We start from the raw sequence: 12,453 nt of genomic DNA on the forward strand, positions 1-12,453 counted from the left end.
GCCGCGGACGTTCGTGGCGTGAGGGGGCACGAACGTCCGCGGCCCCTCGTTCCCCCCGGACGCCCCGCTCCGCACCAGCCGCGCGGCCGCGGCCAAGCGGGTCGCCGCCTCCTCCGCGACCGCCCCGCCCACGGTGAACGGCAGCCGCACATATCCCTCGAACGCCCCGTCGACCCCGAACCGCGGCCCGGACGGCACCCGGACGCCGACCCGCTCCCCCACCTCCGCGAGCCGCGACCCGGACAGACCCCCGGTGCGGACCCACAGCGTCAGCCCGCCCCGCGGCTCGGTGAACTCCCAGTCCGGCAGCTCCCTGCGCACGGCGGCCACGAGCGCGTCCCGGTTCTCCCGGGCCTGTTCCCGCCGCATCCCGACGGCCTGCTCCCAGCCCCCGGAACCCATCAGCCAGTTCACGGCCAGCTGCTCCAGCACCGGCGTCCCCAGATCCGCGTACGCCCGCGCCGCCACGAGGCTGCGGATCACCTCGGGCGCGGCCCGCACCCACCCGATCCGCATGCCCGCCCAGAACGCCTTGCTGGCCGAACCGACCGTGATCACCGTGGAGCCCGCCGGATCGAACGCGCAGACCGGCCGGGGCATCTCCACCCCCTCGTCGAGGTACAGCTCGGCCATGGTCTCGTCCACGACCAGCACCGTCCCCGCGGCCCGGGCCGCGTCGACGAGCCCCCGCCGCCGGTCCTCGTCGGCGAGCGCCCCCGTCGGATTGTGGAAGTCGGCGACGACATACGCGAGCCGCGGCGCCGCCTCCCGCAGCACCTGCCGCCAGCGGTCCATGTCCCACCCGGCGAGCCCCTCGGCCATCGCGACCGGCACCAGCCGGGCACCGGCCTCCCGCATCAACTGGAGGATGTTGGCGTACGAGGGCGACTCCACGGCGATCCGTTCGCCGCGCCCCGCGAAGAGGTGGCAGATGGCGTCCATGGCGCCCATGGCGCCCGTCGTCACCATGATCTGCTCGGGCATCGTCGGGATACCGCGGGCGGTGTACCGGTCGGCGAGCATCGAGCGGAGCGCGGGCAGCCCGGCCGGATAGTCGCCGTGCGTGTGCGCGTACGGCGGAAGCTCCTCCAAGGCGCCCTGCACGGCCCGGGTCAGCCAGGGCTCGGGCGCGGGCAGCGCCGCGCACCCCAGGTCGATCATCGAGCCGAGCGCCTCCGGGGGCAGCGGCTCCAGACCGCGCGCCGGCAGCGGCTTCCCGGCCGGTACGGCGGTCCAGCTGCCCGCCCCGCGCCGGGACTCCAGGAACCCCTCCGTGCGCAACGCCTCGTAGGCCGCCGCGACGGTCGTACGGGAGACGGAGAGCGCGAGCGCCAGCTCCCGCTCGGCGGGCAGCCGGGCCGCCACCGGCACGCGCCCCTCAAGAACCAGCAGCCGTACGCCGTCGGCGAGGGCGCGGTAGGCGGGCGGGCGCTTGCTGCCGGGCCCACTGGGGCGGTCCTGCTGGGAGTTGAGCATGCGAGCGAGCTGCGCGGCCCCGACCGCGGAAGTCCACTGAGACACGTTTCCAGTCCACCTTCCCCGAATTGGCCATGGAGCACATCACTCCTCAAGCCACAGGGTGACATGCGACAGGCCACTACCACCAACAAGGGGGACATCTCGTGTCCGCACCCGGGCATCTCACGCGGCGCCTGCTTCAGCTCTACGTCGGTCTCGCCCTCTACGGCGTGAGCTCGGCGCTCCTCGTCCGGTCGGGTCTGGGGCTGGAGCCCTGGAACGTGCTCCACCAGGGGCTCTCCGAGCGGACCGGACTGTCGATGGGCGTCGTCCTCACCCTGGTGGGCGCCGCCATCCTGCTGCTGTGGATCCCGCTGCGCCAGCGCCCCGGCCTCGGCACGGTCTCCAACGTCCTGGTGATCGGCGCCGCCATGGACGCGACGCTCGCCCTGACCCCGGACGCCCGCACCTGGGCGGCCCGCATCGCCCTGATGGTCGTCGGGATCGTCCTGAACGGCGCCGCGACCGGCCTCTACATCGCCGCCCGCTTCGGCCCGGGCCCCCGCGACGGCCTGATGACCGGCCTGAACCGGGTGACCGGCCTGTCGATCCGTCTCGTCCGCACGGGCATCGAACTGACGGTGGTCGCGACCGGCTTCGTCCTCGGCGGCACGGTCGGCGTCGGCACCCTCCTGTACGCCGTCTCCATCGGCCCGCTCGCCCAGCTGTTCCTGCGCGTGTTCGCCGTCCCCTCGGCATCCGGCAGCACGGTCGTTGCCACCGGTCCATCGGAGCGGGCCATACTTCCCGGGTGACCGCCCTGATACGCCACCCCTACCTCGACCATCCGGGCCCGATCGCCTTCGCCCACCGGGGTGGGGCGGCGGACGGCCTGGAGAACACCACGGCCCAGTTCCGGCGCGCGGTGGAGTCGGGCTACCGGTACCTCGAGACCGACGTGCACGCCACGCTCGACGGCAAGCTCGTCGCCTTCCACGACGCCACCCTGGACCGGGTGACCGACGGGGCGGGCCGGATAGCGGACCTGCCGTGGCAGGAGGTGGGGCACGCGCGCGTGGCGGGCGTCGAACCGGTCCCCCTCTTCGAGGAACTCCTGGAGACCTTCCCCGACGTCCGCTGGAACGTGGACGTCAAGGCGGAGTCGGCGCTCCACCCCCTGCTCAACCTGATCGCCCGCACCGACTCCTGGGACCGTGTCTGCGTCGGCTCCTTCTCCGAGCCGCGCGTGGCCAGGGCCCAGCGCCTGGCCGGTCCCCGCCTGGCCACCTCCTACGGCATCGGCGGCGTCCTCGGGCTGCGGCTGCGCTCGTGGGGGATCCCCGCCCCGCTGCGCCGCTCGGCGGTCGCCGCGCAGGTGCCTCAGTCGCAGTCGGGGGTGCCGGTCGTCGACCACCGGTTCGTGCGGGCCGCCCATGCCCGCGGGCTCCAGGTCCATGTGTGGACCGTGAACGAACCGCAACGTATGCACCGTCTCCTCGACCTCGGCGTCGATGGCATCATGACCGATCACATCGACACGCTGCGCAAGGTGCTCGAAGACCGGGGGACCTGGGTCTGAGGCCGTCGCGCGGCCCTTCCCGGGGAAGCGAGGGGGCACGGGTGGGCACCGACACCGTGCGGACGGACGAGGCCGACGAGGCCGCGGACCGGCGACGCGAACAGCGCGGCTGGTACTTCTACGACTGGGCCTGTTCCGTCTACTCGACCAGCGTCCTGACCGTGTTCCTCGGCCCCTATCTGACCGAGGTCGCCAAGTCCGCCGCCGACCCGGACGGTTACGTCCATCCGCTGGGCATCCCGGTCCGCGCCGGCTCGTTCTTCGCGTACTCGGTCTCCCTGTCGGTGATCGTCGCCGTGGTGATCATGCCTCTGGTGGGCGCCGCCGCCGACCGCACCGGCCGCAAGAAGCCCCTCCTGGGAGCGGCCGCCTATCTGGGCGCCGCCGCGACGGCCGGCATGTTCTTCCTGGACGGCGACCGCTATCTCCTCGGCGGCGTGCTCCTCGTCGTCGCGAACGCGGCGCAGTCCGTCGCGATGATGCTCTACAACTCCTACCTCCCCCAGATCGCGCCGCCCGAGGAACGCGACGCCGTCTCCTCCCGGGGCTGGGCCTTCGGCTACGCGTCGGGCTCCCTGGTCCTCGTCGCGAACCTGATCCTCTTCACCTCGCACGACAGCTTCGGTCTCTCGGAGGGCATGGCCGTCCGTATCTGTCTGGCCTCGGCCGGCCTGTGGTGGGGCGCCTTCGCCCTGATCCCGCTGCGCCGGCTGCGGGACCGCCGCAAGCCGTTGGCGGACACCGGGGAGGCCACCGCGCCGGGGCTGCGCCAGCTGGCGGCGACCGTCCGGGACATGCGCCGCCACCCCCTGACGCTCGCCTTCCTCCTGGCGTACCTGATCTACAACGACGGCATCCAGACGGTGATCTCACAGGCGTCGGTCTACGGCTCCGAGGAACTCGACCTCGGGCAGTCCACGCTGATCGTGGCGGTGCTGCTGGTGCAGGTGCTCGCGGTGTGCGGCGCCCTCGGCATGGGCCGGCTGGCCCGCCGCTACGGCGCCAAGCGGACGATCCTCGGCTCCCTGGTCGCCTGGACGCTGATCCTCTCCGTCGGCTACTTCCTCCCGGCGGGGGCACCCGTCTGGTTCTTCGTCCTGGCCGCCGGTATCGGTCTGGTCCTCGGCGGCAGCCAGGCCCTGTCCCGGTCCCTCTTCTCCCACCTCGTCCCGCCCGGCAAGGAGGCCGAGTACTTCTCGGCGTACGAGATGAGCGACCGCGGGATGAGCTGGCTCGGCCCGCTGCTGTTCGGTGTCACCTACCAGCTGACCGGAAGTTATCGGGACGCGATCATCTCGCTGGTCCTCTTCTTCGTGCTCGGATTCGCCCTGCTCGCGAGGGTTCCGGTGCGCCGGGCGATCGGCGACGCGGGCAATCCCGTTCCCGAGAGGATTTAGCACCAGGAGCGAAAGGGCTGTAGTGTACGCGTTTGGCCTGCCAGGCGTACCGTTACTGCGCGTCAAAGATGCCGAAACGCTGGGTGACATCTGCTGTCAGATGTGACAAACCGGGCGCCGGTGGGTACAACAAGGGCGGCTACGACGGCGACGCATGACCCGGAACGGGACACGGAACGGGAATCTTTACCGCCGACCGGACGTTGACCGGATGACGACGACAGCGACACCTGTCCTGTGGGCGACAAGCCCGGGAGGCACGATTCATGAGTGAGCGAGCTCTTCGCGGCACGCGCCTCGTGGTGACCAGCTACGAGACGGACCGCGGCATCGACTTGGCTCCGCGCCAGGCCGTGGAGTACGCATGCGAGAAGGGGCACCGCTTCGAGATGCCCTTCTCGGTGGAGGCGGAGATCCCGCCGGAGTGGGAGTGCAAGGTCTGTGGGGCCCAGGCACTCCTCGTGGACGGCGACGGCCCCGAGGAGAAGAAGGCCAAGCCCGCGCGTACGCATTGGGACATGCTGATGGAGCGGCGCACCCGCGAGGAACTCGAAGAGGTCCTCGAGGAGCGCCTGGCCGTTCTCCGCTCCGGCGCGATGAACATCGCGGTCCATCCGCGAGACAGCCGCAAGTCCGCGTAGCCCCTGCGGGGGCTGGGCGGCAGACCCAGAGCGACAGAAGACCGCGGGCGCCGTACATCACGTACGGCGCCCGCGGTCTTCGTGCGCTCCCTGAACCCTCAGTACCCCAGTGGCGGCCGCGCGTCCCTCGGCTCGTCGGCACTGCCCGGCGCCCCGTCCCTGATGACCTCGCCCGGGACGACCTTGCCGTCGGGCCGGTGGATCCGCGCCTGGGTGTACGCGTCCCCGAGCCCTCCGGCTCCCGCCTCGCGCAGCTTCCGCTCGAAGGTGCGCTCCGTGTACCGCCCCAGCGCCTTCTGCACCGGCGGCACCAAGAGCACCAGCCCGACCACGTCCGAGACGATACCCGGCAGCATCAGCAGCAGCCCGCCCAGCATCAGGAAGCCGTTGCCCTCGTTCTTGCCGGCCTCGACCCCCGACGCGGCGCCGCCGCCGGCCTGCTGCTGCTGCTGTTGCAGCGTCTCGGTCAGCGACCGGAACGCCCGCCGCCCGGCCCGCTTGACCACCGCGGACCCGGCGAGGAACCCGGCGACCAGCAGCACGATCACCGCGAGCCCACCGGCCGCGCCCGCGACCACCGTGAGCAGCCAGATCTCCAGCACGAGCCACGCGGCGATCCCCAGGGGCAGGAACGTGCGCAGCCGGGAGCGCCGAGGCCGGGCGGGGTACGTCGGGGTCGAAGCGCCAGTCGTCATGCTCCCAGTGTGCCTGCCGCCGTCTCAGGACGGGATAAGGGAACGATCAGCTCTTCCCGTCCGGGTCCGCGCTCCTGCTGTCGCGGCCGAGGACCTTGCCGACCCGTTCACCCACGCCCCAGGCGGTGACCCGCCACAGCGCCTCGACGAGGATGTCGCGGCTCATCTTGGAGTCGCCCAGCTCGCGCTCGACGAAGGTGATGGGCACCTCGACGACGTGGTAGCCGGCCTTGATCGCCCGGCGGGCGAGGTCGACCTGGAAGCAGTAGCCCTGGGAGGCGACCTCGTCGAGGCCGAGCCCTTCGAGGGTCTCCCGACGGAACGCGCGGTAGCCGCCGGTCACGTCGCGGACGGGGACGTCGAGCAGGACCCGGGAGTAGAGGCTGCCGCCGCGGGAGATGAACTCGCGGGACTTGGGCCAGTTCACCACGCGCCCGCCCGGCACCCACCGGGACCCGAGGACGAGGTCGGCGCCCTTGAGCGCGGTCAGCAGCCGGGGCAGTTCCTCGGGCTGGTGCGAACCGTCCGCGTCCATCTCGATCAGGACGCCGTAGCCGTGCTCCATGCCCCAGCGGAAGCCCGCGAGGTACGCGGCGCCGAGTCCTTCCTTGCCCTTGCGGTGCAACACCTGGACCTGGTCGTCCTCGGCGGCCAGTTCGTCGGCGAGCTTCCCGGTGCCGTCGGGGCTGTTGTCGTCGGCCACCAGGACGTGCGCCTCGGGAACAGCCTTGCGCACCCGGCCGACGATGGTCTTGATGTTCTCCGCCTCGTTGTAGGTCGGAATGATCACCAAGGCCGTGCCGAGCGGGCCGAAGCGCCTCTCCTGGCCTGCTGCCGCGAGGGTCCCGTCGCCGTCGTTCACTGCTGCCCCTTCAAGTCCGTACGCAGGGGTCCACCATAGTGGCCGCGGCCTGCGCCGGAGTGTCGCCTCCTGTCCAGAGGGGTGTCGATTCGACAGGGGGTGTGCGGGAGCACGCCCCGCGTGGCGTGTACGCCGGGACAGAACGCGGTGGCGACCGACGCGGAACGGACCGGGGCCGGCCTCTCGCCGGTCGGGGAGCCGGGTGCGCCCTCCGGTCGCGGAGCCGGGTGCCGTCCGCCGCGGCGGATGGGGGCCCGGTGCCCTTCGGGCCGACCTGGGACCCGCTGGCTGCGGGTCGACCGAAAGCCGTTGTCTACTGAGCCGCCGGGCCCCATCTACCCGACCGGGCCGGAACGTTCCCTCGCCGAGCGCGAACCCTGGGCCTGGCTGCCAGCGGTGGTGCGCCGGTGCGGCGCACCACCCCTGACCCAGCGGCGCTTCGACGACCGCGCGAAAGCTCCTCGGTCGGACGTCCGGTGGTGGACCCGGCCGAACCTACCGGCCGCCCGCCGCCCGCTGTCAACTGCCGCCTGACCTGCGGGTTTTCCGTATGTGGCCTGGTGAGCGCGGAGGATGCGCAGGTCGCACGGCGGCGGGGCGGGTCCTGGCCTCTCCCCCGCCCGCGGTGGAGATCACTCGCCCGGCCGTACGAAGACCGTGCGTCCGGCCACGACGGTCCGCAGACAGACGGGCAGGTCGGTGCCGGGGCTGAGATCGGGCAGGCCGGGGGTGCCGGAACGGGGGTCGGTGGACCAGCGGGCGACCCGGTCGTCGGGGGCCTGGACGACCAGTTCGCCGGTGCGCCAGACCGCGTAGTCGGCGGGGGCGCCCGGGACGAGGACGCCCGCGTCGTCCCGTCCGACGGCCCGCCAGCCACCCCGCGTGTGGGCCGTGAACGCCGCGCGCACGGACACACGGTGCTCCGGCGTGCGGTGGAAGGCCGCCGCACGGACCGTGCCCCACGGGTCCAGGGGGGTGACCGGGCTGTCGGAACCGAAGGCGAGCGGCACCCCGGCCCGCAGGAGGGCCGCGAACGGGTTGAGGGCACGGGCGCGCTCGGCGCCCAGGCGCTGGGCGTACATGCCCTCCTCGCCGCCCCACAGCGCGTCGAAGGCGGGCTGCACGGAGGCGGTGAGGCCGAGTTCGGCGAAGGCGGCGACCGCGTCCGGGGTGAGCATCTCCGCGTGCTCGACGCGATGGCGGGCGGCCCGCACACGGGGCAGGCCGACCTTCTCCGCGGCCGCCCGGACTCCGTCGACCACGGAGGTCACGGCGGCGTCCCCGATGGCGTGGAAGCCTGCCTGGAGGCCCGCCTCGGTGCACGCGACCACATGGGCGGCGACGGCGTCGGCGTCGAGGTACGCGGTGCCGGTGTGCGGTGCGTCGGCGTACGGCTCGTGCAGGCACGCCGTGTGCGAGCCGAGGGCACCGTCTACGAAGAGGTCGCCCGCGGCGCCGACGGCCCCGAGGGCCTGCGCCTTGGCGACGTCCCGCTCGGCCCAGTAGCCGACGACCCGGGGGCCCGGCTCCTCGGCGGCGAGCCGCAGCAGCCCCGTGAAGTCGTCCTCGGAGGAGATCTCCGGGCCCGCGCACTCGTGGACCGAGCCGATGCCGAGGGAGGCGGCGCGGGCGAGGGCCGCGCGCTGGGCCTCGGTGCGCTGGGCGGGGGTGATGGCGCCGAGGGCGGTGGCCCGTACGGCGTGGTGGGCGTCACGGGTGAGCGGGCCGTCGTCGAAGCGGTCGGCGCCCGGGACGAGGTCCAGCAGGGCCGTGGTGGCGACCGCCGAGTGGACGTCGATACGGCTCAGGTACAGCGGGCGTCCGCCGGTGGCCTCGTCGAGTTCGGCGCGGGTCGGGGGACGGCCGCCGGGCCAGCGCGCGGCGTCCCAACCGTGGCCCAGCAGGACGCGGTCGGCCGGGCGGGCGGTGGCGAATTCCCGGACGAGAACGAGTGCGGCCTCCAGGGAGGGGGCGGCCGAGAGGTCGAGGCCGGTGAGCGCGAGACCGGTGGAGGTGGTGTGCACATGGGCGTCGGTGAACGCCGGGGTGACCAGGGCGCCTTCGAGGTCGATCACCTCGTCGACGCCCTCGGCGAATGCGTCGGCGGCGCCCTCGGACCCGACCCAGGCGATCTGTCCGTGTTCGACGACCATCGCGGTGGCGAACGGGTCGGCGGGGCTGTGGACCTCTCCTCCGCGCAGCAACACGGTTTCCGACGAGGGGGTGCGTTCACTCATGGGGGACAGTCTCGCGCCTGCCGCCGGCGCGGCCGCACTGGGCCCGGGTCGGCGGCTGTCGCCCCCGGGGTCAGATCCTGGGCGGCCTGGCCTCGTACGGGGTGGACAGCACCACCGTCGTGCGGGTGGAGACGCCCGCGAGGGAGCGCAGCCGGGCCAGCAGCTCCTCCAGCTCGTGGGGGGTGGCGACGCGGACCTTCAGGATGTAGTTCTCGTCGCCGGCGACGCTGTGGCAGGCCTCGATCTCGGGCACACCGGCGAGGCGTTCCGCGATGTCGTCGGGGGCGCTGGGGTCGAACGGTTTCACCGAGATGAACGCGGTCATGGGCAGCCCGACGGCCTCCGGGTCCACGACCGCGGCATAGCCCCGGATGACACCGCGCTGCTCGAGTCGGCGCACGCGCTGATGCACGGCCGACGTGGACAGGCCCGTGGCCTTGCCCAGGTCGGTGTAGCTCATCCGCCCGTCCGCGACGAGCAGCTGCACGATCTGTCGGTCCAGCTCCTCCATGGCGCAAGAACCTACAGTGCGGTTGATCTCCTCGGATACCTCAGCGGCGCAGGTCATGACCGGTTCGTGATGTGACCGGGGGCCCGCCGCGGGCCGTCGGGGCGATCGGGCCGGTGGGCGGGGCATCTGCGAGCGGCATGTGACGAAGGCCACAGCGCTCGAACAGGCTTCGTGATGATCTCGTGATTACCGCCAACACGGGACGGGAAGTGCTTGCTGTGGTCGAGGCCGCAGTGCCCGAACGGCCCAGCCCGAGGGGGAGAATCCCATGCAGAGTCTTAAGCGCCCTGGTCGTACCGCGCCCAAGCGCCTCCAGTCGGTCATCGAGCCCGAGCCGGAGGGCGTCGAACCGGACGACGAGTTCGACGCGTACGACACCTTCGAGATGTACCGGGTCATCTGCCCGGACTGCGCTCAGCCCATCGCCCTGCTGTCCGACGAGGACGCCCTGCCGGAGCACGCACAGGTCGTGTCGCCGTGGAACCCGTTCGGGCTCACGGTCTGTGCCGGTACGGGCCGTGCGGCCACCGACGCCCGGTCCGCGGACGAGTCGGTGGAGCCGCAGGAGCAGGACACCGCCCTCCTGTTGACGCTCCCGCAGGGGCTCGACTGGCGGACGCAGCCTTTCTCGCACGTCGGCGGCCCGGGTTCGCGCCCGATGCGTGTGCCGATGACGCGGCGCCAGGCCGCCTGATCCACGGGCCGTTCGGCCCTCCGTGTCCGCGGCCTCCCGCCGTCGTGACCGCCCCTGAGACCTTCTGTCGTGGTCGCCCGCGCCATGGTGTCCTCCAGGCCGCCGTGGTGCGGGTCCGGTGCGTCCGACGCACGGGGGTGCGCACGCCATGCCGACCGGGGCGGTCGCGAACGCAGGCACGATTCACCTGAGCGGTGACCGCCGCGCCGGTCGTCGCGTTGACCCGGTATGACCCCTACGTACCCGGTGGCCGGACGTCGCCACCACATCTTCGTCCCGGCCCCGGCAGAATCGGTTCCCCAGGGGGCGGCCTCCCCGCAGGATCCGCCCATCTACCGGGCCCTGATGCGGACGTGGGCCGACGGGGGTCGCACCCTGCCGGGGCGTCATGACCCGGAGTGGGTGCGGCTGACGACGCCCCCGAGCAGCCTCGGTCAGTTCGGCGCCGCCAGGGACCCGTTCGCCACGAGCAGCTCGTTCGGCAGCTCGGCGCTCGGCTTCCACGGGCCCTTCGACGGCTCCCCCGTCGACTTCGTCAATTCGTTCAGCGTGACTCGGGACCCGCGAGGTGGCGGGCGATGACCATGCGCTGGATCTGATTGGTGCCCTCGACGATCTGCAGCACCTTGGCCTCGCGCATATAGCGCTCGGCCGGGAAGTCGGCCGTGTAGCCGTATCCGCCGAGGATCTGCACGGCGTCCGTGGTCACCTGCATCGCGCTGTCGGTGCACAGCAGCTTCGCCATGGCCGCCTGCTTGGAGAACGGCCGGCCCGCGTCCCGCAGCCGGGCGGCGGAGAGATACAGCGCGCGGCCCGCCTCTATCCGGGTCGCCATGTCGGCGAGCATGAAGCGCAGCCCCTGGAAGTCCGCGATCGGGCGCCCGAACTGCCGGCGGGACGTCGCGTAGGTGACCGCCTCGTCCAGTGCGGCCTGGGCCACGCCGATCGCGCACGCCGCGATGCCGAGCCGCCCGGAGTCCAGCGCGGACAGGGCGATCGCGAAACCCTGACCCTCCTCGCCGAGGCGCCGACTGTCGGGGACGCGCACCCCGTCGAAATGGACCTGCGCGGTGGGCGAGCCCTTCATGCCCATCTTCTTCTCGGGTGCCGCCCCGCTCAGCCCCTCGGCGTCGCCGGGCACCAGGAAGGCCGTGATACCGCGTGAGCCCTCGCCGCCGGTACGGGCCATGACCGTGTAGAAGTCGGCGATCCCGCCGTGCGTGATCCAGGCCTTGGTGCCGGTGATCACCCAGTCGTCGCCGTCCCGCACCGCCTTGGTCCGCAGGGACGCGGCGTCCGAACCCGACGAGGGCTCGGAGAGGCAGTAGGCGCCGAGCAGGCCGCCGCCGAGCATCGCCGGGAGGTGCTCGACCTGCTGCTCCTTGGCGCCGTAGGTGGCGAGGGCGTGGCAGGCGAGGGAGTGGACGCTCACACCGAGACCGACGGTGAGACGGGCCGCGGCGAGCTCCTCCAGGACCTGCAGATAGACCTCGTACGGCTGGTCGCCACCGCCGTGCTCGGAGTCGTACGGCAGGCCGAGCAGTCCCGACTCCGAAAGCAGGCCGAAGAGTTCGCGCGGGAAGCGACCGGCGTCCTCCTCCTCGGCCGCGTACGGGGCGATCTCCCGCTGCGCGATCTCACGGACGAGCGAGATCAGATCCCGGGCCTCTTCCGTGGGCAGTTGACGGTCCACCGGCTGCGGGGCGCGGTCGGGCATGGCGACGCTCTCCTCCCTGTCGGGCACTGCGGCGGCGCACACCAGGGATGGGGTGGCCCCGCCGGGTCTTACGGGCCGCGGCCGATGCTGCCCCTCCGGATCTCGGAAGTGTGCTGGTCAGCGGCTGTGGCGCTTGGAGTATGCCCGATCGGCGGCATCGAGTCACCAGTTAACGACCGCTAATTAGAAGAAAGGTGGAGGAGCGAGTCGCCGAAGTCAATTGGTCCAAACCATTGACCGATTGGTCTAGTCCTTCTACTGTTCCGGCAACGCGCCATCGCGTCCATGCCAAGCAGCGGCCCCGCAGCCGCGCGAGGCGGCGCCCCGGCGCGGCACCAGCAGGTCGGCTTTCCTCCCCCGCTCACTCCCCGCTCCCTCACGAGGAGACCCCATGCTCCGACCCTCCCACCCCCGCACCCGATCCCGGGCGCTGCTCTCCACCGCGTGTTGCGCCGCCCTCGGCGCGGGACTCCTGGCCGGCGCGGGCCCCGCGTCCGCCGACGAGACGGCGGCCGGTGCGGCCGCACGGCAGGCGGCCCCCGGCTCCAAGGTCGTCGGCTACTTCATCGACTGGGGCATCTACGGCCGCCAGTACTACGACAAGAACATCGAGACGTCCGGTTCGGCGGACCGGCTCACCCACATCAACTACGCCTTCGGCA

General features: G+C 72.4%; 11 protein-coding genes and 1 pseudogene. 6 read left to right on the top strand and 6 right to left on the bottom strand.

Features of this window, described 5'->3' with window-relative positions; translation table 11 throughout:
- Nucleotides 1-1,521, bottom strand: a 1,521-nt coding sequence (gene yczR, locus AOK23_RS39040) for a MocR-like transcription factor YczR (RefSeq protein ID WP_063791484.1), incomplete at its 3' end; no start/stop codon positions are given.
- A 101-nt stretch (nt 1,522-1,622) separates the two neighbouring features.
- Here yczR and yczE point away from each other — a divergent pair.
- From yczE to AOK23_RS39060, 4 genes are all read left to right on the top strand, one after another.
- Nucleotides 1,623-2,273, top strand: coding sequence for a membrane protein YczE (yczE, locus tag AOK23_RS39045; RefSeq protein ID WP_055717198.1), 651 nt, complete (start codon nt 1,623-1,625; stop codon nt 2,271-2,273).
- Nucleotides 2,270-3,037, top strand: coding sequence for a glycerophosphodiester phosphodiesterase family protein (locus AOK23_RS39050; RefSeq protein WP_055717199.1), 768 nt, complete (start codon nt 2,270-2,272; stop codon nt 3,035-3,037). The genes yczE and AOK23_RS39050 overlap by 4 nt, the downstream gene beginning before the upstream one ends.
- A gap of 41 nt (nt 3,038-3,078) precedes the next feature.
- The gene (locus AOK23_RS39055) at nt 3,079-4,434 is read left to right on the top strand and encodes an MFS transporter (protein WP_055717200.1); all 1,356 of its coding nucleotides are present in this window, start codon (nt 3,079-3,081) and stop codon (nt 4,432-4,434) included.
- A gap of 266 nt (nt 4,435-4,700) precedes the next feature.
- Complete coding sequence (locus AOK23_RS39060) at nt 4,701-5,075, top strand: RNA polymerase-binding protein RbpA (RefSeq protein WP_003977404.1); 375 nt, start codon at nt 4,701-4,703, stop codon at nt 5,073-5,075.
- A gap of 98 nt (nt 5,076-5,173) precedes the next feature.
- On the opposite strand, the gene fxsA is transcribed toward AOK23_RS39060, so the two are convergent.
- The 4 genes from fxsA to AOK23_RS39080 all read right to left on the bottom strand — a co-directional run bounded on the left by fxsA (nt 5,174) and on the right by AOK23_RS39080 (nt 9,380).
- Nucleotides 5,174-5,770, bottom strand: a complete 597-nt coding sequence (gene fxsA / locus AOK23_RS39065) for an FxsA family membrane protein (protein WP_055717201.1) — start codon at nt 5,768-5,770, stop codon at nt 5,174-5,176.
- A 46-nt stretch (nt 5,771-5,816) separates the two neighbouring features.
- Nucleotides 5,817-6,632, bottom strand: a complete 816-nt coding sequence (locus AOK23_RS39070; RefSeq protein ID WP_055717202.1) for a polyprenol monophosphomannose synthase — start codon at nt 6,630-6,632, stop codon at nt 5,817-5,819.
- Nucleotides 6,633-7,264: 632 nt separating this feature from the next.
- A complete protein-coding gene (locus AOK23_RS39075; RefSeq protein ID WP_055717203.1) occupies nt 7,265-8,869 on the bottom strand; it encodes an amidohydrolase in 1,605 nt (534 codons plus the stop codon).
- 70 nt (nt 8,870-8,939) lie between these two features.
- Nucleotides 8,940-9,380: an Lrp/AsnC family transcriptional regulator gene (locus AOK23_RS39080; protein ID WP_033532524.1), complete on the bottom strand. Its 441-nt coding sequence runs from the start codon at nt 9,378-9,380 to the stop codon at nt 8,940-8,942.
- 268 nt (nt 9,381-9,648) lie between these two features.
- On the opposite strand from AOK23_RS39080, the gene AOK23_RS39085 reads away from it, so the two are divergent.
- Nucleotides 9,649-10,074: a hypothetical protein gene (locus AOK23_RS39085; protein ID WP_055542148.1), complete on the top strand. Its 426-nt coding sequence runs from the start codon at nt 9,649-9,651 to the stop codon at nt 10,072-10,074.
- Between the two features lie 544 nt (nt 10,075-10,618).
- Here the strand turns inward: AOK23_RS39085 and AOK23_RS39095 are convergent.
- Nucleotides 10,619-11,791 carry an acyl-CoA dehydrogenase family protein gene (locus AOK23_RS39095; RefSeq protein ID WP_055717205.1) on the bottom strand — a complete coding sequence of 391 codons (1,173 nt, stop codon included), beginning with the start codon at nt 11,789-11,791 and terminating at the stop codon, nt 10,619-10,621.
- A 391-nt stretch (nt 11,792-12,182) separates the two neighbouring features.
- Between AOK23_RS39095 and AOK23_RS39100 the strand changes: the two are divergent.
- Nucleotides 12,183-12,453: pseudogene (locus AOK23_RS39100) on the top strand (chitinase); the annotation flags it as partial.

Origin of the sequence: Streptomyces torulosus, from assembly GCF_001419765.1 — a bacterium.
GTDB classification, from domain to species: Bacteria; Actinomycetota; Actinomycetes; order Streptomycetales; family Streptomycetaceae; genus Streptomyces; species Streptomyces torulosus.